Genomic DNA, 18,459 nt, shown 5'->3' on the forward strand with positions numbered 1-18,459 from the left:
ACTCAGCAAACATGGCACGTCACGCAAAGACCAGCTCTTTCACCACCGCAGCCCGCCTGTCCGTCGCAGGCGTAGCAGTTGCAGCTACCTCTGCACTGCTGGCACCGACCGCTTCCGCGGCACCGGATTCCGACTGGGATCGCCTGGCTCAGTGTGAGTCCGGCGGCAACTGGTCCATCAACACCGGCAACGGCTACCACGGTGGCCTGCAGTTCAGCCCGTCCACCTGGGCTGGTTACGGCGGCAAGCAGTACGCACCTTACGCATACCAGGCCACTCGTGACCAGCAGATCGCCGTCGCAGAGCGCGTTCTGGCTGGCCAGGGCTGGGGCGCATGGCCGTCTTGCTCCGCCAAGCTGGGCCTGAACTCCAAGCCGACCCAGCGCAACGTCTCCGCAAAGCCGAAGGCAAAGCCGGCCGCACCGGCTCCGGTTGTGCAGAAGGCCGCCCGCGACCTGTCCCGCAACTCCAATGCTCTGGCTGTGGACAAGTTCTACGATGAACTGGTGAAGCGCATTGATGACCTCGGTTTCTCCGTGCCGAAGGAAGTCACCGACTACTACAAGGCCAACAAGCACTCCCTGAACCACACCTACAAGCAGTACTCCGCTCAGCTGCAGGCTGTTCTGCCTCACTAAGATCAGGCTAAGCTAACAGCCGGGTCGGCACGCAGGGGCGTGCCGACCCGGCTTTTTGTTGGTCGCAGGCTAGGCGCTGCGAAAGGTGGCGCGCTTCCCCCTCATGGGGAGGCGCGCCACCTTTGTTGGTTTATTAGTTCAGTTACTTGTTAATAACGGTGAACGAGTGCACGTACGGAAGCTCGGACGCATCGACGGGGAACTCGATGTCACCGTAGGGGCTCAGAGCGCCCGCGGTATCAGCCACCAGCTCGGTAACAGCGTGGCGGCCCTCTGGAATATCGGTCGGCCAGCCTGCGTCGACATAGCCCTTCTTCTCAACGTTAGCCATAGTTGTATCTTTGCACATCGCAAAGGAAAAGGACACACGTAGTGGCGATTTCCACCCACATTCCCACCCGCTCCACCGCATTTCCCCATGACCCAAACCGCCACTCGTCCGCCGTCCGTCTGCTGCGCGCCATGCACCGCACCCCAATAACGTTGAGTTTCCAGCTAAAATAGGGGGATTATGCATCACAACTCCGCGAACCCCACCGCTGATGGCAGCTCTTCTGCTTCCCTCCGCAGCGAGTTTCCCTCCTATGGGGACTGGCTGTTCGGACAGACGGACGAAGCGCTCGCGGATCTGCTCTCTCGCTTGCTGGCTTCCAACCCGACCACCTTCGTGGAGAACCTCACCGGCAGCAACGCTGCGCTCGATAGCCTCTCCGCTGCAGTGTCCACGCCGGGTCGCAGCCGCCACGCGGAGTTGTTCGCGGATTCCCCCGATCCGGCGCTACTCCACCTGAACTCCCTTGAGCTCGCGGTCTGCCACGCGGCCTGCGAACTCGATGCGGTGCACCATCCGTGCACGGTGGCGGAGCTCGTCGACATGCTTACCGAGCTCTTTGACATCGCCGGCACTCCCGACACACAGCGCCCTGACGAAGAAGAGATCCGCGCTGCCGTGCAATCCCTCTGCCACTGGGGGCTGGTGTTCGGTCTGGACTTCGCACTGCCCCACCCCGATCTGCCCGGCGCGAAGACGCGGCTGAAGATTCCGCCCCATCTGCCGCGCATGTTCGAGCCCTCCACGGAACAGCTCTGGCGGCTGGTCGATTCCACCCGCTGTCCCATCCCCACCATAGAGCTTCCGCAGGTCGTGGACGAGCTCCCGCCCCGCCAGCGCCGCCTGCTTTCAACTCTTGCTGCAGGAGGCGGCGTGGGACATTCAACCTCCCTACACGAGGGCGCGGACCCCTCTAAGCCCCTGCCCACCCTGGTGCGCCGGGGAATTTTGGACCAGTTGGACGATACGACGGCTCGCCTGACGGGTCGCGTGCAACAGCTGCTACGTGGCACGGTCATCGCCGATCCAGGTGGGCACTTCACCGCCTTCACCCCCTCCACCGCCACCGGCTCCACTGTCCCCACCGGCTCCTCCACCAACTCTCGTGCCGATGACGCTGGCGCGGCCCAGGCCATCCAGCTCATCCAGGACCTCGGCCACCTCATCGAGGATCTCGGCCGCAACCCGATCGTCCCACTTTCCTCCGGCGGCATCGGCACTCGCGAGGTCAATAAGGTCGCCCGCCGCCGTGACGAGCCCGCCGAGACCACCCTGCATCTGCTGACATGGCTCGCCCACGCGAACCTCATCGGCCGCGGTCGCGCTACTCCCACCCCGGCCGGCCAGCCCGCGCGCGACTACTGGGCGCCTACGGAGCTCGCTCTCGACTTCCTGGAGGCCTCCCCCGCCACCGCCTGGGCGATCCTACTGCTCGGCTGGGCCGGCAGCGCCTACGCACCGTGGCTCGTCGACGAGCCCGACGTCCGCCCCTTCGAGGCCGGCACGGCATCCCACGCCGCCCACGGGCTACGTCGAACCTTCCCGTCGCTGTTCGCTGATCTTGACTCTTTGGGTAATGACGCCCCCACGCCCCAGCCAGCCGAAATTCAGCGAGAACTCTGGCGCGTGCGGCCCGGCGAGGCCTGGCGCACCACGCACACCGCCTGGGATGCGGTGTGGGAGGAGGCTAAAGAGGTCGGCGTGTTGGCGTCATTAAGAAGAGACACAGTGCCCACCCGGGCGATGGGTGCACTGCGCGACGTACTGACCGGCAGCACACACCCCGCTGAGAACCCCGTGGCGGATCTGGCCGACGCGCTGGCGGAGATCCTGCCCACGCCGGTGGAGCAGCTGATTGTGCAGGCAGACCACACGATCATGGCGCCGGGGCTGCTGCGTCCAGCCGACCAGGCGATGCTGGCGAAGTTCAGTGATCAGGAATCCGGCGGTATGGCCAGTGTCTGGCGAATGTCCAAGGAATCGGTGGAGCGGGCGCTGCGGGCGGGGCTTGGCGCCGCCGAGGTCGAGGCGTTTCTGGAGGCCCGCGCGCTGGGCGGTGCGGAGAACGTCCCGCAGGCGCTGCGCTACATGCTCCACGACGCGGAACGCAGCCTCTCGCAGGCGACGGCCGGGGTGGCGCAGATGTACCTGAGCGTGACGGAACCCGAGGCGCTGGACCGGATCTTGGCACTGCCGGACATCGACGGGCTGCGGCTGCGGAAAATCGCGCCCACGGTAGCGGTATCCGCAGCACAGCTATCTTTTGTGACAGATCGGCTGGAAGCCATGGGTGTACAGCTTCGACTGGAGGGAGGGCAGGCGCACGCGGACGCCCCAGTGCTTTCGCGGGTGGCCACGCCCCCGCGCGAGGGGCTGCGCGCGACCTTGCACTCGGACCCACACTCGGGAGCGGATGAAGACGCAGGCGCGGACTCCCAAGTGATTGCCAGCGCTATCGAGGGCTTCCGGCGTAGCCACGACAACGCGGATCGGGCCGACGCAAGCACTACGGGCATAGGGGCAGGCACAGTGGTAGGCACAGGGGCAAGCCAGCACGGCAATACCCGCGTGGTGCACACCGCCGAGGAGATGATGGCCGCGATCTCGCGGGCGTATTCCGCCGGCACCATCGTGCGGATTAGCTATGTAAACAACGAAGGCAAGCAAACCAGCGACCAGGTCTCAATCGTCATGATTCGCCCGTCTACCATCGCTGTGGTCTCCGAGATCAGTGGCGAAAGCTTCACCGTGCAGCCGCACCGCCTCAGCAGCGTGGAATACTAGCGCGCTGCAGCAGGCTGCTGCGGGCGGCTACTGTGCGACTACAGGGTGGCTACTGTGCGACTACAGGGCGACTACAGTAGAAGGTTGTCCCTAAGACAAAACAAACCTAGAGCAACCCCCGACCCCCTTGTGAGGAGCATCCAGCTAGTGAGCATCGGCACCGGCCCCCTGATCGTCCAGTCGGACAAGACTGTGCTGCTGGAAATCGACCACGAACAGGCGCAGGAGGCGCGCACCGCACTGGCGCCGTTCGCGGAGCTGGAGCGCGCGCCCGAGCACGTGCACACCTACCGCATCACCCCGCTGGCACTGTGGAACGCCCGCGCCGCCGGGCATGACGCGGAGCAGGTCATGGACGTGCTGGAAACCTACTCGCGGTTCCCTGTCCCGCAGCCGCTGCTCATCGACATTGCCGACACGATGGATCGCTACGGGCGGCTGCAGCTCATCAAACACCCGGCGCACGGGCTCGTGCTAGAGACGACGGACAGGGCTGTGTTGACGGAGATCCGGCGTCACAAAAAGATCAAGCCCATGTTGGGCGCAGAAATCGACGAGGACTCGATCGTTGTGCACCCTTCCGAGCGCGGCAGGCTCAAGCAGGAACTGCTGAAGGTCGGCTGGCCCGCAGAGGATCTGGCGGGCTACGTCGACGGCGAGGCACACCCCATCGAGCTGTCGCAGGAACACGAAGAATGGCAGCTGCGGGACTATCAGGAGATGGCGGCCGATAGCTTCTGGGAAGGAGGCTCGGGCGTGGTAGTGCTGCCATGTGGTGCGGGCAAGACGATGGTCGGCGCGGCCTCAATGGCCAAGGCAAAGGCCACCACCCTGATCCTGGTGACGAACACCGTCGCGGGCAGGCAGTGGAAGGACGAGCTGGTGCGGCGTACCTCCCTGACGGAGGATGAAATCGGCGAGTATTCCGGGGAGAAGAAGGAGATCCGCCCCGTGACCATCGCCACCTACCAGGTGGTCACGCGCAAGTCGAAGGGCGAATACCGGGCGCTGGAGCTGTTCGACTCCCGCGACTGGGGCTTAATCATTTACGACGAGGTTCACCTGCTGCCTGCCCCGGTGTTCCGCATGACCTCCGACCTGCAGTCTCGCCGCCGTCTGGGGCTCACCGCCACCCTGGTGCGCGAGGACGGCCGCGAAGGCGACGTATTCAGCCTGATCGGGCCGAAGCGCTATGACGCCCCATGGAAGGACATTGAATCGCAGGGCTGGATCGCCCCGGCGGACTGCACCGAGGTGCGCGTGCAGCTAACCGAGGCTGAGCGGATGGTTTACGCCACCGCCGAGCAATCCGACAAATACCGACTGGCCGCCACCACCCCGAAGAAAACGAAGGTGGTGCGCAAGATTATGGAGATGCACCCGGACGAGCCCACGCTCATCATCGGCGCGTACATCGACCAGCTGGAGGAGATCGCTGAGGAACTGGACGTGCCCGTCATCGACGGCAAGACCGGCAACGCTAAGCGCGAGAAGCTGTACCAGCAATTCCGCGATGGCGAGCTGAAGACGCTGGTGGTTTCCAAGGTTGCGAACTTCAGCATCGACCTGCCCGGCGCGTCCGTGGCCATCCAGATTTCCGGCACCTTCGGCTCGCGGCAGGAGGAGGCTCAGCGGCTGGGCCGTATTCTGCGCCCGAAGCCGGACGGTGGCGGGGCGTTTTTCTACTCCATCGTCGCGCGTGACACACTAGACGCAGATTATGCCGCGCACCGCCAGCGCTTCCTGGCTGAGCAGGGCTACGGCTACCGCATCATCGACTCTTTCGACCTTTAGAAATTTTAATAACCATCCTCTGCCTTAAGGAGCCCCATGCCCGCCGCCCAGCAACCGATGCAGGTTGACTTCAACTTCGATGTCGACGAGGAGTACGCCCGCAAACACAATGAGTTCCTGCGCGATGCGAAGCGTATGCAGGTTTCGGCGGGCGTGCTGGCCGCCGTCCTGGCAGTGATCGTGGCCGTGCTGCTGATCACCGCGGGCTCTCAGTGGTGGGCTCTGGCGATTAGCTTCGCGCTGGGCGTGTTCGCATTGCTGTGCCTAATCCTGATTCCGGTGCTGCCGCGCAAGATGGGCTCGCCGCAGCAGTACTTCGACATGTACCAGCTGGCTCCGGCGATGATCGCGGAGGTCAACGCACGCGACATGGTTCTGTTGATGCTCGTGGACGCCTCTACCGAGCCAGCGAAGACCGTTCCCGCCCTGGCATACCGCACCGTGACCTCTGTGCCGGGTGTTCCCCGCGAGGTCGGTGCGCGGGTACCTTCCATGGCCGTGACCAGCTACCGGCCTACGCGCGGGCCGAAGGTGTACGAGGAGATTTCTCCCATGCCGGTGGCGTGGGGCACTGGGGATGCGAAGGTCTGGAAGCGCGCGGAGCGGGCAATCAGCACGAACCAGTGGAATCGCCTGGAGGGGCTGCTGGACCAGGTGGACAAGGCCAAGCAGGCCAACCGCAGCGTGTACGTCCTGGAAGAAGATGCCAAAGCTGGCGCCAAGTCTGCTGCCAAGGCTGATGCCAAGAAGGACAAGCAGAACAAAAAATAATGCAGGTCACCGTTGCGACAGGCGGGTGATTGATTTCACAATGGTTGTGTAGGTCACTAAACTGGCACGCACATTGTTGAACAATCCGGCCGAAAGTGCAGCTTCCCGCACTCCCCGGCCACGCAAGGAGTCGATCGCATGTCCACCACCCGCAGTCCGCTTTCCATAGACCTGAACGCCGACCTCGGAGAAACGACCGGCGGCAACCCCGTAAGCGACGACGCCGCAATGGTAGCCATCGTCTCCAGCGCAAACGTCGCCTGCGGCTTCCACGCCGGCGATGCCCACGCGATCTCCAACACCCTGGCCGCCGCTGCGGAGAACAACGTCTCCGTCGGCGCGCACGTCGGCTACAACGACCAGGCTGGTTTCGGCCGCCGTTTCATCGACTACTCCCCTGCCGAGCTGGCCGACGAGGTTCTCTACCAGATCGGCGCCCTCGACGCGCTGGCTAAGGCGCGCGGTACGCAGGTGCGCTACGTCAAGCCCCACGGCGCGATGTACAACACGATCGTCCACCACGAGGCCCAGGCCAAGGCCGTCATCGAGGGAATCAAGGCATTCGGCACGGATCTGCCCGTGATGCTGCTGCCCGGCGCGGTTGCCGCCAACTACGCGGAGAAGGCCGGTCTGCGCGTGATCAACGAGGTCTTCGCCGACCGCGCCTACAACCCGGACGGCACCCTGGTTTCCCGCCGCGAAAACGGCGCCGTTCTGCACGACCCGGAGGTCGTCGCCCGCCGCGTGGTCCGCATGGCCGAGGAGGGCACAATCGAGGCCATCGACGGCTCCACCATCCGCACCGCCGCCGATTCCGTGTGCGTCCACGGCGATTCCCCCGGCGCGGTCGCCATGGCAGAGCGCATCGCCACCGAGCTGCAGTCCAACAACATCACCATCGGGAGCTTCCTGTGAGCCACACCGTTTCCCCCGTCGGCACCCGCGCCGTCATCGTAGACCTACCCGACCTGGCCACCGTCATGGCCTGGCACGCCTCGCTCGTCGCCAGCCCCTTGCCCGGTCAGGTCGAGGCCATCGCCGCTGCGCGCACTGTGCTTGTTTGTTTTGACGCCCACTCCTCCGCAATCGCGGGATTGAACGCCCTGCGGAACTTCCAACCGCACAGCTCTACGGAGACCAACCCGCGGGAGGTCAGTATTGACGTCGTCTACGACGGTGAAGACCTGGCGGATGTCGCGGAGCTGATGGGCATCTCCACCGAGGAGCTCATCACCCGCCACACCCAGCAGCAGTGGCTCGCGGCCTTCGGTGGCTTCGCCCCGGGCTTTACCTACTGCGTGCCGGCTGCAGGCGACCAGTCTTACACCTGGGATGTAGCCCGCCGCAGCTCTCCGCGCACTGCCGTTCCGGCCGGTGCGGTGGGCTTGGCCGGACAGTTCTCCGCCGTCTATCCCCGCACCTCTCCCGGCGGCTGGCAGCTGCTGGGTCACACCACGCAGCCAATGTGGGATACGAATGCAGAGCAGCCCGCGCTGTTGCAGCCGGGCGATACTGTGCGCTATCGCCAGGTACGCGAATCCATCAGCGTTGAGGCTGGCTCCGCAGAGGAGGCCACGGCCGGCGCGCGCGTGGGGGCGTCACAAGACAAGAAACCTATCGTCCCTGTCCGGCCGAGCGTAAAGGTCTTGGACGCAGGGCTGCAGACCCTGTTTCAGGACACGGGACGTGCCGGCCACGGCGACATCGGCGTGAACGGTTCCGGTGCAATCGATCGAGCAAGCGCTTGGGCGGCGAACGACGTAGTCGGCAACGCCTCGAGTGCAACTGTGCTGGAGAACATCGGCGGCATTGAACTGGAGGCACTGGTGGATACCGCAGTGTGCGTGACCGGCGCGCGGGCGAGCGTATCGATCGGCCGGCGGACCTTCGAACTGGGTGCACCGGTGGAAGTGAAAGCTGGGCAGACGCTGAAGGTAGACCCCGTCGGTGGGGCGGGCAACGGCCTGCGCAGCTACGTGGCCGTGCGTGGCGGGCTGGTGACGGATGAGGTCTTGGGCTCCAACTCCACCGATATCCTCTCAAGCCTGGGCCCAGAGCCCGTGGCCACCGGCGACGTTCTGAAGGCCGGGCGCCGCACCGCCCAAGCTTCCGTCGGCACCACGACCACCAACCCCTTTGACGGTACGAACGTGCTGCGCTGCGTGGCTGGGCCGCGCGATGATTGGTTCGGCGACGCAGAGCTGCAGCGATTCACTGAGATCGAATGGAGCGTAACGGGACAGTCAAACCGTGTGGGGCTGCGACTGGCGCTGCCGGCAGGTAGCGAGGGGACAGCGCCCGAGCCCTTGCAGCGCAACCATGACGGCGAGCTAGCAAGTGAGGGCATGGTCAGCGGTAGCATTCAGGTGCCGCCGAATGGATTGCCCGTGGTGTTCCTGGCTGACCACCCGGTAACTGGTGGCTACCCCGTAATTGCCACCGTCATCGACAAAGATCTGGACAAGGCGGGCCAGCTGGCACCGGGAGACACGGTGCGCTTCGAGCTGATCGACTTCGCACAGCAGGCAAGCGCTGGCAATGCATCGCGAGCGGGCACGCCCCAAGCTCAGTAGTACAACCCGACACAACACTTAAATACGGCCAGAACGACGACGTCAAAGACGACAAGACGACACGACCAACAAGGAACGAACCAATGAGCCAAGAGACCTTCCCGCTACAGACCGTCCTCATCGCCAACCGCGGCGAGATCGCCATTCGCATCGCCCGCGCCGCCCGGGACCTCGGCATCCGCTCCATCGCCGTCGTCTCTGAGGCGGACGTGGACAACCTGCACGCCAAGATCGCCGACGAGGCCTACACCCTGCCCGGCAACACCGCCGCCGAGACATACATGAACATCCCGGCCCTGCTGGATATCGCCCTGCGCGCCGGCGCGGACTGCGTGCACCCCGGCTACGGCTTCCTTTCCGAGAATGCGGACTTCGCCCGCGCTGTCGCGGAGGCGGGCTTGACCTGGGTCGGCCCTGCGCCGGAAGCCATCGAGACTCTGGGCAACAAGGTTGCCGCCCGCGCCCTGGCCACCGAGGTCGGCGCCCCGCTGGCGCCCGGCACCCCGGATCCGATTCCGAACTGGGAGCAGGCCCGCGATTTTGCCGACGAACACGGCATGCCCATTGCCATCAAGGCTGCATTCGGCGGCGGCGGCCGTGGCCTGAAGGTCGTGCACGACTACAACGACATCGAGGCCGCCTTCGAGTCCGCAGGTCGCGAGGCCAAGGCAGCTTTTGGCCGTGGCGAGTGCTACGTGGAGAAGTTCCTGACCAAGCCCCGCCACGTGGAGGCGCAGGTGCTGGCCGATACGCACGGCAACGTACGCGTTGTTGGCACGCGCGATTGCTCGGTGCAGCGCCGCTTCCAGAAGCTCGTCGAGGAGGCCCCGGCGCCGTTCCTGACGGATAAGCAGCGCACCGACATCATCGAGGGCTCCCGCTCCATCTGCCAGGCTGCGAACTACACGGGCGCGGGCACGGTGGAGTTCATCGTCGCCGAGGACGGCACCGTCAGCTTCCTGGAGGTCAACACCCGCGTGCAGGTCGAGCACCCGGTCACCGAGGCTGTGACGGGCGTGGACATCGTCGGCGAGCAGTTCCGCATCGCCGCCGGCCTGCCGCTGAGCTTCAACGAGGACCCGGTCAGCGACGGCCACGCCTTCGAGTTCCGCATCAACGCGGAAGATGCCGCCAATGGCTTCGTCCCCTCCCCCGGCACCGTCACCCAGTTCGAGGTTCCGACGGGTCCGGGCATCCGCGTGGACGCGGGCGTGCGTTCTGGCTCTACGATCCCCGGCTTCTACGATTCCCTGATGGCCAAGCTGATCGTCAAGGGCCCGAACCGCGAGGTCGCCCTGCGCCGCGCCCAGGCCGCCTTAGCCGAGATGCGCATCCAGGGTGTGCGCACCGTACTGCCGTTCCACATGGACATCGTCACCCACCCCGCCTTCTGCGGCGACGATCTGCACGTCTACACCGACTGGGTGGATACGGAGTACGAGCCGGGCATTGGCGCGGGATATGCCGGTTCTTCCCCGGAGGATGTCGAGGATGCCTACACCGAGCGCACTACTCTTACCGTGGAGATCGACGGCCGCCTGCACCGCGTGAGCCTTCCTTCTTCCTTCGGTGTTGCCGCCGCTGGCTCTTCTGGTGCGGACGCCACCTCGGCCTCCCCCGCGACCGGTTCCAGCGCGGCCGCTGGTAACTCCGGCGCGGACGCCTCGGCGGGTAGCTCCGCCGGTGGCAGCACCGACGCTAACGCCGTGGTGTGCCCGTACACCGGTGTGCTGGTGAAGTGGCAGGTCGCCGATGGCGATTCCGTGGAGGTCGGCCAGCCGATCGCCACTATCGAGGCCATGAAGATGGAATCCACGGTGGAGGCCAAGTCCGCCGGCACCATCACGCTGGCGCAGCTGAATCCGGGCGACAATGTGTCGAAGGGTGACGCACTGGGGCACATTGCGTAATAAGCTGTACTGCTATGCACTCCCAGTCGGCTATCGCGCATTCAGCTCTCCTTGACGGCATCGCCTCCGGTACCTATCTACCGGGCGAGAGGCTCAATGAGGTGAACGTGGCCCAGTCGCTGGGAATCTCCCGCAACACTTTGCGGGAGGCCTTCGCCACCCTGGTTTCGGAGGGTCTGCTGGAGCGGATCCCCAACCGGGGTGTTTTTATTGCGGAGCCCACTCGCGAGGACTTGGCCGACATGTATGCTGCCCGCATGGTGCTGGAGCCGGGGGCACTTTTGTGGGGCCAGCGGGAGGGGCTGGGCAAATTGGAGGGGATTGTCGCCAGCGCAGAAAAACTGCGGGATTCCGCCGGTTCGAACGCCAGCGAGGAGGACATCCGCGCGATTGCGGATGCGAACCAGGATTTCCACCGCGCTATCGTCGCCAGCGCTGGGTCGGCGGGGCTGAATCACTCGATGGATCGCATTTTGGCGCAGATGCGCCTGGGGTTCGCCCGCGCCAACCGGCTAAACCACCAGTTCCATGTGGAGTTCATTGCGCAGAACCGCACGGTGACGGACCTAATCGCGGAGCAACGCTGGGAGTCGGCGGCTAACCAGCTGGCCGGGTTCCTGCAGCGCACGACCGATAACATCGAGCGCTACTTCGGCTAGCGTGACCCGCCCGGGGTGCGGGATCAGAGGCGCGGACTCCGGGGTGCGGACTCAGGGCACCTGGTACTGCAGGTCGCGCGCGTCGGTGATGAGCATGTGTCCTGGCGCGTGACAGATCGCAAAATCTGGCTTGGATTCCATCACCACTGATTGCGGGGTCACTCCGCAGGCCCAGAACACGGGGATCGTGCCGGCGGGGATATCCACGGCCTCGCCGAAGTCCGGGGTGTTCAGATCTTGGATGCCGATGGCGGCAGGATCACCCACATGCACCGGAGCGCCGTGTACTGCCGGGTAACGGGAGGTGATCCGCACAGCGTCGGCTACTTGGGCGGCCGGGATGGGGCGCATGGAGACGACCATTGGGCCGGAGAACACCCCGGCCGGGTGGGTGGGGATGTTCGTGCGATACATGGGCACGTTCTTGCCCTGGGCGATGTGCTCCACCGGCACGTCGTTATCCAGCAGCGCGGTCTCGAAGGTAAAGGAGCAGCCGATGATGAAGCTGACGAGATCATTGCGCCATATGTCGCGCACGTCCGGAACCTCGCGATCCAGCTGGCCGTTGCGGTACACGCGGTACAGAGGAATGTCGCTGCGGATGTCCCCGTCCGCCAGCAGCTCGGAGGAAACCTGTCCGGCTTCCAGCACGCCGAGCAACGGGCACGGCTTCGGGTTGCGCTGGGCGAACAGCAGGAAGTCGAATGCTTGCTCTTGGGGCAGGGTGATCAGGTTCGCCTGTGCATAACCCCGCGCGTAGCCCGAGGTGTGGGCCACGGTGCCGCTGCGGAAGATCTGACGCGCCTGCTGTGGCGAGAGCGCGCCCGGGTTCTCCTGGTGCTCCTGCCCCACAACTCCCTGTCGTGCAATGTTGTCTGACATCTCCGCAGCTCCCGATTCTTTCCTTATGCCTTAAGCCCTGATTCTTCTTATGCCCAGATTCCCGGCAGCTTGCTCATAGAGCTCCAGCCCAGGTACAGCGTCAGCAGCCAGGTCACGAAGCCAAGGACGAGCAGCCAGGTTGGGTACTTGTAGCCTTGCAGCAGATCGCGGCGGCGCCAGGCCACCCACAGAACGACGGCGAAGCCGATCGGCAGGATCAGGCCGTTGAAAGCACCGGCGAAGATCAGCAGCTTCTGCGGAGCCTGGTTCAGGATCAGGTAGATCACAGCACACACGGCGATGAAAGCCACGACCAGCCAATTGAAGGTGGACTTCTTCATCGACTGCGGGGTAACGAAGGTCAGGGAGGTGTAGGAAGCACCCACCACAGAGGTCAGGCCTGCGGCCCACAGCACCACGCCGAAGAAGCGCACGCCGATGTCTCCAGCGGCGTGACGGAATGCGTCTGCAGCCATGTTGTCTCCGGCCAGCGTCACGCCCGAAGCGACCACGCCCAGGATCGCCAGGAACAGCAGCGCACGCATAATTCCGGTGACGATGATGCCGGAGACCGAGACTTTGGTGATCGTGTCAACGTTGTGTACACCGGTCTGCCCGGAATCAATCATGCGGTGCGCACCCGCGAAGGTGATGTAGCCGCCGACGGTACCACCAATGAGGGTGGTGATCACCAGGAAGTCCACCTCAGTCGGCGCCACTGTGTTCTTCAGAGCTTCGCCCAGCGGCGGTGCGGAGACGACTGCGACGTAAATCATCAGCAGGATCATGATGGCGCCCAGGCCGACGACGATGCGATCCAGAGCCATGCCCGCGCGCTTCGACAGGAAGATAAAGATGGCGATCGCTGCGGACAACCCGCCGCCTAGCAGTGGATCCCAGCCGAGCATCGCATTGATACCCAGGCCCGTTCCGCCGATATTGCCAATGTTGAAGATCAGCCCGCCGATGAACACGAACGCTGCCATGACCCAGCCGAGCCCCGGCAGAACCTCATTGCCCAACTCGTTGGCACGCTTGCCGGATACGCCCAGCACGCGCCAAACGTTCAGCTGAATGGCGATGTCCACCAGGATCGAAACGAGGATTGCAAACGCGAATGCCGCGCCCATCTCCACCGTGAACACGGTGGTTTGGGTGATGAATCCCGGGCCAATGGCACTGGTGGCCATGAGGAACATTGCGCCCAGCGACGCTGTGAATGTAGCCGCGCGGGCAGCTTCGGGCTTGCCGCCTGTGGGCGTGCTGGCTACGGGCGTGCCGCCCTCGTGCTCGTCTGTATTCGACATGTCGGCGCCTTTCTATGAGTGATTTGTATCACTTTAGAATGTTGTTCAACAATCCGCAACTACCTTCCGCAGCCATTCCGCCAGTTCGTCCACTCGCTGCCGCCACACCGCGGGAGCCGCGATAATGTGCTCGCTGTCGTACTCGTAAAACTGCACCTCGGCGCCGCTTTCCTCGAAGTACTTCTTAATGACGCCCCCTGCGGTTCCCCTACTGTCGAACCTCGCAAGGGAGACTGCCGTGGGCACCCCTGCAATATCCACCGCGAACCCCTCCGGGATTCGCGGGCTGAGTGCCACCAGGAAGTCCAGCTCACAATCCGCCCCCAGAGCCGAACTCAGAGCCGACCCCACCACCTGGCCCGCGGCCACTAGCCCGCTGCCGAATACCACCAGGCCGAAAGCCTTCGGCGTCAGCTCCGCCTGGATCTGTGCGACGGCTTCCGCCACGTCCTGCTGAGTAAGATCCCAGGAGCCGTACCCCGGCAGCGGATAAGTCAGATCCACGATGGTCACCCCGGAGCGCTCCGCGAGAGCGGCAAAGAGGGGAAGCCAAAACTGGTCGTGGCTTGCACCGTCACCGAACCAGCCTGGTCCACCGTGCAAGCTGACGGCTACGGCTCCGGTGGGATCAGGGGGCGTCACTACCGTTCCGACAACCCCATCCGGCAGTGCGGGGCGCTGCGACGTCCAGAGTTCGGCCCGCACCTGGGAGGTGTAGGCAACGTGCGGCATGCGGTGGTCCAGCCCAGCGCCCAGCACCAGCAAACTACTGTGCGCCAACAGATCGGGCACTCGTGCCCACATGCGCTCCGTCTCGTCCACCAGCTCCGCGGGAACGGGGCAAGACTGATCCTTGTAGGGAACCCCCTCGTCGTTTACGAGGGAATTGAAAATCTCCGGATAATTATCCTCAAAGAAGTTGCTTAGCTGGTCCAGCTGCTGCTGGGCGCTCAGCGGTTCCACGCCAGCCTGCACGTCGCCGCCAGTACCGGGCAGGTTAACAATGTCGGAGTTCGGGGTCTGCTCGCTCATGGTTAGCCATTGTAGTTTCGACCCTGGACAAGGTTCCCGCTTTAGTCGGCAATCGCCTCCAGCGGGGAGGTTTTCGCCGCCTTATGCGCCGGCCACAACGCGGCCAGCACTCCCACGATGCCGGATCCCACAACCATGCCAACCAGCAGCTGCCACGGCAGGACCGCGCTATCCAAACCTTCGGAGGCCAGCACCTTCACGAAGACCCAACCCAAGCCCACGCCGATGAGCACGCCCACTAGCGCGCCATAGATTGCGATCTGTACAGCCTCGAGAGTGATCATGCGACGTACCTGCTTGCGGAACATGCCCACTGCGCGCAGCATCCCGATCTCCTGCCGACGTTCGATCACGTTCAGCGCCAAGGTGTTGATGATGCCCAAGATCGCCACCAGGATCGATAGCGCCAGCATGGCGTTGAGGATCATCAGCATCTGGTCGATGCCGCTGGAGACAGTACCCGCGTACTCGGTGGGGGTCAGCACGTCGGCCACGATGAACGGTTCCACGGCTTTGCTCACGTTGTCCTTCAGATCCTTCTCGCTGATGTTCCCATCGCCGTGGACGTTAATCTGCAAGATGCTCAGATCCTCAGTCTCGTCGAGGGGCTTGCCCTGCCCCACATAGGGCTTCAGCGCGGCCTCGTTGAGTAGCGTCTGCGACTGCAGCGGCTCGGTGTAGATACCCAGCAGCTTGATCTTGCCCATTTCGCCCTGACCAACGCGGTACATCGGCACCTCGTCGCCGACCTTCCACTTCATGGCCTTGGCCTTACCCTCGGAGGCGTAGAAGCCCGGCTCGTCGGACTTCAGGTCCTCGCCCAGGGACTTCAGCCCCATGGACTTACCGAGCGGCCCCTTGAAGTAGAACGCGTACATTCCCGCGTATGTCACGTTGCTTTCGGCCATGGGCTTGCCCACGCTGACAGGCGCCACCCCCAGGGTGGAGTGCGAGCTCACACCGTCGGCTTCGTCCACGGCCTTCTCCACGCCCTGCGGCAGTGGGAAACCCTGGTTCTGCGGACCACTGACCACCAGGTCGGACTTCACCGTGTCACCGATCATCTCCTCCATGGCACTCTTCATCGTCGCACCGACCATGCCGAACGCCGCCACCAGCGCCACGCCCAAGGTCAGGGCAAACGCTGTTGTTGCGGTGCGTCGCGGATTCCTGCGTGAGTTTGTGGACGCCAACTTTCCAATCGCCCCAAATGGAGCGCCCAAGACGCGCCCCAGTGCGGGGACGATTGGGATGGATAGCGCCGGGGAAATGAGGAAAGAACCAACAATCACCAACAGGGAACCGACTCCCAGGATGCTCGCCCGAGCACCCGTATCGGCGTCCTTAAGAACAAGAGCGGCAATCGCGGCAACAACGCCAAGTAGGAAGACGATGGCGCCGGCGAAGGTGCGCAGTTTCAGCGGCGACGAGCTAGAGACATCACCCGAGCGCATAGCCTCGACCGGGTGCACGCGACCGGCACGGCGCGCCGGCGACCATGCGGAAACCACGGTGATGAGCACACCGATGACGAGGGGCAGAATCACCGCCTGCGGGGTAAGGCTGAGACCAGTACTCGGCAGGCCGAACCCGGCCATGTCCATGATTGCGAAGATGCCCTTGGCCAGCCCCATGCCGGCCACGATGCCCAGTGCCGAGCCGACGAGGCCAACCAGAACGGCCTCGAAGACAACCGAGATCGTCAGCTGGCTGCGGGAGGCGCCCAGGGAGCGCAGCAGAGCGAACTCCCGCATGCGCTGGGCAACGACCATGGAGAATGTATTGGCGATGATGAACGCGCCCACCAGCAGGCTGACGAGGGCGAAGGCCAGCAGGAAGTAGTTGACGAAGCTGAGGCCGTCCTGAATCTCTTTGGTGGCTTGTTCGACGATCGAGTCGCCGGTGACGACCTTGAATTCCGGGAATTCTTCTTGGACAGAGTCCTTGAGCTGCTCCGCGGTCACGCCGTCGTTAGCGGACAGCCAGAAACCGTCGGGGAAGGTTCCGTTGGTATAGCGGTCAATATATACCCGAGTGTCAAGCGCCAGGCCGAGGTAGCCGCCCACGGAAAAGTCAGTGTCGTAGATTCCAACGATCTTGTAGTCATGGCTGTCGCGGACGTCGATGGCTTTCAGAGTGTCACCGATGTGCACGCCGTGCTGCTCGGCGGCATCGGTGTTGATCATCGCCTCCTTCTCGCCCTTCGGCTCGCGACCATCGGCCACGGTAATGGTGGGGCCGGGTGCGTTTTCGCCGGTGTCGTTGGGCAACAGCTCCGAGGGAGCACCACCGGTGCTCAGCTGTTTACCGTCCTTGGCGACGACGGCAATGGTTTCGGATGCCATGGCAACACTTTCGACATCCTCGTTGCCCTCTAACTTGCTTCGCGTTTCCTGCGTGATCGGTTTGGTCGGATCCTTCTGCGTTACTTCGACATCTACAGCGGAATAAACGTTTTCGAATACCCCGTTGAAAGATTTCTGCATCATGTCGGTGAACATGGAGGAACCGGAGATAAACGCGGTTCCTAGCACCACTGCGATGATGGTGAGGAGGAAGCGTAGCTTGTTGGCGAGCACGCTGCGGTAGGAGACTTTCGCGACAGCACGGGCGTGGCTGCTGTTGGACTTCCCGGCATCGAATGGGCTGCGATATTTGTGGCTAGGAGTGGCGTTGGGCATAACTAGTGGACCTCCAGCTTGCCCATGACCCCGAGGATGGCGTCTACGTCGGGCTTTTCAAGCTCGTCGGCGATCCGTCCGTCGGCGAGGAAAACGACTCGATCTGCGTACGAGGCGGCCTTCGGATCGTGGGTAACGATGACGACAGTCTGATTGTCCTTATCCACGGCGTTGCGCAAAATACTGAGGACTTCCGCGGAACTATTGGAATCCAGGTTGCCGGTGGGCTCGTCGCCAAAGATGATCTCCGGTTGAGAGACCAGGGCGCGAGCGCAGGCAACGCGCTGCTGTTGGCCTCCCGAGAGTTCGGACGGTCGGTGGTCTAGGCGGTCCTTGAGTCCGAGGCGTACGACGACCTCGTCGAACCACTCTTGGTTCACTTTGCGGCCGGCGATGTCCAACGGCAGAGTGATGTTCTCTTTGGCAGTGAGGGTAGGAACCAGGTTGAAAGATTGGAAGATAAAGCCCAGACGGTCGCGTCGCAACGTCGTGGTCTGCTTGTCGTTAAGCGTGGAGATATCGGTATCTCCGATGTAGGCTTTTCCACTGGAGATTGAATCCAGTCCTGCCATGCAGTGCATAAGAGTAGATTTTCCGGAACCGCTAGGCCCCATGATTGCGGTGAACTGTCCGTCGTGGAAGTCGATGGAAATGCCGTCGAGGGCTTTCACTTCGGTTTCTCCGTGACCGTAGATCTTCCGTACATCTACGGCGCAAGCGGCGCTGGTTGATTCGTTGGTTTCTGGGTGCTTCATCAGCGTTGCTCCAAGCTTCTCCGGTGGGTTCCCACTGTTTGTGGGGGCAATAAATCCAATAGACGCCCTAGGGGGTAACTATTTGAATAATGCAATTGTAAACGTTGGGGACAACAAAAGCGGAGGCTAAAGACATAAAGGAAACAAATAGGCTCGGAGCCTTTCCCACTACTGAGGAAAGGCTCCGAGCCTTATTCGTTAGTTTTAGTGCCGGCGGTGACTTACTCTCCCACACCCTCCCAGGTGCAGTACCATCAGCGCAGGTAGGCTTAGCTTCCGGGTTCGGAAAGGGACCGGGCGTGACCCCACCGCTAACAACCACCGACAAACCATAATCACAAC

General features: G+C 63.5%; 14 protein-coding genes and 1 rRNA gene. 8 read left to right on the top strand and 7 right to left on the bottom strand.

The genetic code is table 11. The annotated features are described in order from the left end of the window. Positions 1–11 precede the first annotated feature (11 nt). Positions 12–638, top strand: coding sequence for a resuscitation-promoting factor Rpf1 domain-containing protein (locus MHX63_RS07465; RefSeq protein WP_239387943.1), 627 nt, complete (start codon positions 12–14; stop codon positions 636–638). A 142-nt stretch (positions 639–780) separates the two neighbouring features. Here MHX63_RS07465 and MHX63_RS07470 read toward each other — a convergent pair whose 3' ends face one another. After that, entirely contained in the window at positions 781–969 is a 189-nt protein-coding gene (locus tag MHX63_RS07470; RefSeq protein WP_005294448.1) for a hypothetical protein, read from the bottom strand. Positions 970–1,149: 180 nt separating this feature from the next. Between MHX63_RS07470 and MHX63_RS07475 the strand changes: the two genes are divergently transcribed. From MHX63_RS07475 to MHX63_RS07505, 7 genes are all read left to right on the top strand, one after another. Beyond that, on the top strand, positions 1,150–3,753 hold the full coding sequence (locus MHX63_RS07475) for a helicase-associated domain-containing protein (RefSeq protein ID WP_239387944.1): 2,604 nt from the start codon (positions 1,150–1,152) through the stop codon (positions 3,751–3,753). A 147-nt stretch (positions 3,754–3,900) separates the two neighbouring features. Then, on the top strand, positions 3,901–5,547 hold the full coding sequence (locus MHX63_RS07480) for a DNA repair helicase XPB (RefSeq protein ID WP_239387945.1): 1,647 nt from the start codon (positions 3,901–3,903) through the stop codon (positions 5,545–5,547). 36 nt (positions 5,548–5,583) lie between these two features. Further along, complete coding sequence (locus MHX63_RS07485) at positions 5,584–6,318, top strand: DUF3239 domain-containing protein (protein ID WP_239387946.1); 735 nt, start codon at positions 5,584–5,586, stop codon at positions 6,316–6,318. Between the two features lie 138 nt (positions 6,319–6,456). Further along, positions 6,457–7,233: a LamB/YcsF family protein gene (locus tag MHX63_RS07490; protein WP_239387947.1), complete on the top strand. Its 777-nt coding sequence runs from the start codon at positions 6,457–6,459 to the stop codon at positions 7,231–7,233. Next, the gene (locus tag MHX63_RS07495; protein WP_239387948.1) at positions 7,230–8,891 is read left to right on the top strand and encodes a 5-oxoprolinase/urea amidolyase family protein; all 1,662 of its coding nucleotides are present in this window, start codon (positions 7,230–7,232) and stop codon (positions 8,889–8,891) included. The genes MHX63_RS07490 and MHX63_RS07495 overlap by 4 nt, the downstream gene beginning before the upstream one ends. Before the next feature lie 83 nt (positions 8,892–8,974). Continuing rightward, entirely contained in the window at positions 8,975–10,801 is a 1,827-nt protein-coding gene (locus tag MHX63_RS07500; protein WP_239387949.1) for a biotin carboxylase N-terminal domain-containing protein, read from the top strand. Between the two features lie 14 nt (positions 10,802–10,815). Further along, a complete protein-coding gene (locus MHX63_RS07505; protein ID WP_239387950.1) occupies positions 10,816–11,460 on the top strand; it encodes a GntR family transcriptional regulator in 645 nt (214 codons plus the stop codon). A gap of 51 nt (positions 11,461–11,511) precedes the next feature. On the opposite strand, the gene MHX63_RS07510 is transcribed toward MHX63_RS07505, so the two are convergent. The 6 genes from MHX63_RS07510 to rrf form a co-directional block, all read right to left on the bottom strand. Next, a complete protein-coding gene (locus MHX63_RS07510) occupies positions 11,512–12,342 on the bottom strand; it encodes a putative hydro-lyase (protein WP_239387951.1) in 831 nt (276 codons plus the stop codon). A 47-nt stretch (positions 12,343–12,389) separates the two neighbouring features. Next, positions 12,390–13,649, bottom strand: coding sequence for an NRAMP family divalent metal transporter (locus MHX63_RS07515; protein WP_239387952.1), 1,260 nt, complete (start codon positions 13,647–13,649; stop codon positions 12,390–12,392). A gap of 45 nt (positions 13,650–13,694) precedes the next feature. Then, entirely contained in the window at positions 13,695–14,681 is a 987-nt protein-coding gene (locus MHX63_RS07520) for a hypothetical protein (protein ID WP_239387953.1), read from the bottom strand. A gap of 41 nt (positions 14,682–14,722) precedes the next feature. After that, the gene (locus tag MHX63_RS07525) at positions 14,723–17,362 is read right to left on the bottom strand and encodes an ABC transporter permease (RefSeq protein WP_239387954.1); all 2,640 of its coding nucleotides are present in this window, start codon (positions 17,360–17,362) and stop codon (positions 14,723–14,725) included. 2 nt (positions 17,363–17,364) lie between these two features. Then, positions 17,365–18,117, bottom strand: a complete 753-nt coding sequence (locus MHX63_RS07530) for an ABC transporter ATP-binding protein (RefSeq protein ID WP_239387955.1) — start codon at positions 18,115–18,117, stop codon at positions 17,365–17,367. A gap of 208 nt (positions 18,118–18,325) precedes the next feature. Beyond that, a 5S ribosomal RNA gene (gene rrf, locus MHX63_RS07535) occupies positions 18,326–18,443 on the bottom strand. Positions 18,444–18,459 lie beyond the last annotated feature (16 nt).

Source organism: Corynebacterium sp. ACRQK (assembly GCF_022345965.1).
Lineage (GTDB): Bacteria > Actinomycetota > Actinomycetes > Mycobacteriales > Mycobacteriaceae > Corynebacterium.

What these genes read in the sequence shown, in the direction of transcription:
- MHX63_RS07465 (WP_239387943.1), top strand. Translation starts at nt 12, where the DNA reads ATGGCACGTCACGCAAAGACCAGCTCTTTCACCACCGCAGCCCGCCTG.
- MHX63_RS07470 (WP_005294448.1), bottom strand. Translation starts at nt 969, where the DNA reads ATGGCTAACGTTGAGAAGAAGGGCTATGTCGACGCAGGCTGGCCGACC.
- MHX63_RS07475 (WP_239387944.1), top strand. Translation starts at nt 1,150, where the DNA reads ATGCATCACAACTCCGCGAACCCCACCGCTGATGGCAGCTCTTCTGCT.
- MHX63_RS07485 (WP_239387946.1), top strand. Translation starts at nt 5,584, where the DNA reads ATGCCCGCCGCCCAGCAACCGATGCAGGTTGACTTCAACTTCGATGTC.
- MHX63_RS07490 (WP_239387947.1), top strand. Translation starts at nt 6,457, where the DNA reads ATGTCCACCACCCGCAGTCCGCTTTCCATAGACCTGAACGCCGACCTC.
- MHX63_RS07500 (WP_239387949.1), top strand. Translation starts at nt 8,975, where the DNA reads ATGAGCCAAGAGACCTTCCCGCTACAGACCGTCCTCATCGCCAACCGC.
- MHX63_RS07505 (WP_239387950.1), top strand. Translation starts at nt 10,816, where the DNA reads ATGCACTCCCAGTCGGCTATCGCGCATTCAGCTCTCCTTGACGGCATC.
- MHX63_RS07510 (WP_239387951.1), bottom strand. Translation starts at nt 12,342, where the DNA reads ATGTCAGACAACATTGCACGACAGGGAGTTGTGGGGCAGGAGCACCAG.
- MHX63_RS07515 (WP_239387952.1), bottom strand. Translation starts at nt 13,649, where the DNA reads ATGTCGAATACAGACGAGCACGAGGGCGGCACGCCCGTAGCCAGCACG.
- MHX63_RS07520 (WP_239387953.1), bottom strand. Translation starts at nt 14,681, where the DNA reads ATGAGCGAGCAGACCCCGAACTCCGACATTGTTAACCTGCCCGGTACT.
- MHX63_RS07525 (WP_239387954.1), bottom strand. Translation starts at nt 17,362, where the DNA reads ATGCCCAACGCCACTCCTAGCCACAAATATCGCAGCCCATTCGATGCC.
- MHX63_RS07530 (WP_239387955.1), bottom strand. Translation starts at nt 18,117, where the DNA reads ATGAAGCACCCAGAAACCAACGAATCAACCAGCGCCGCTTGCGCCGTA.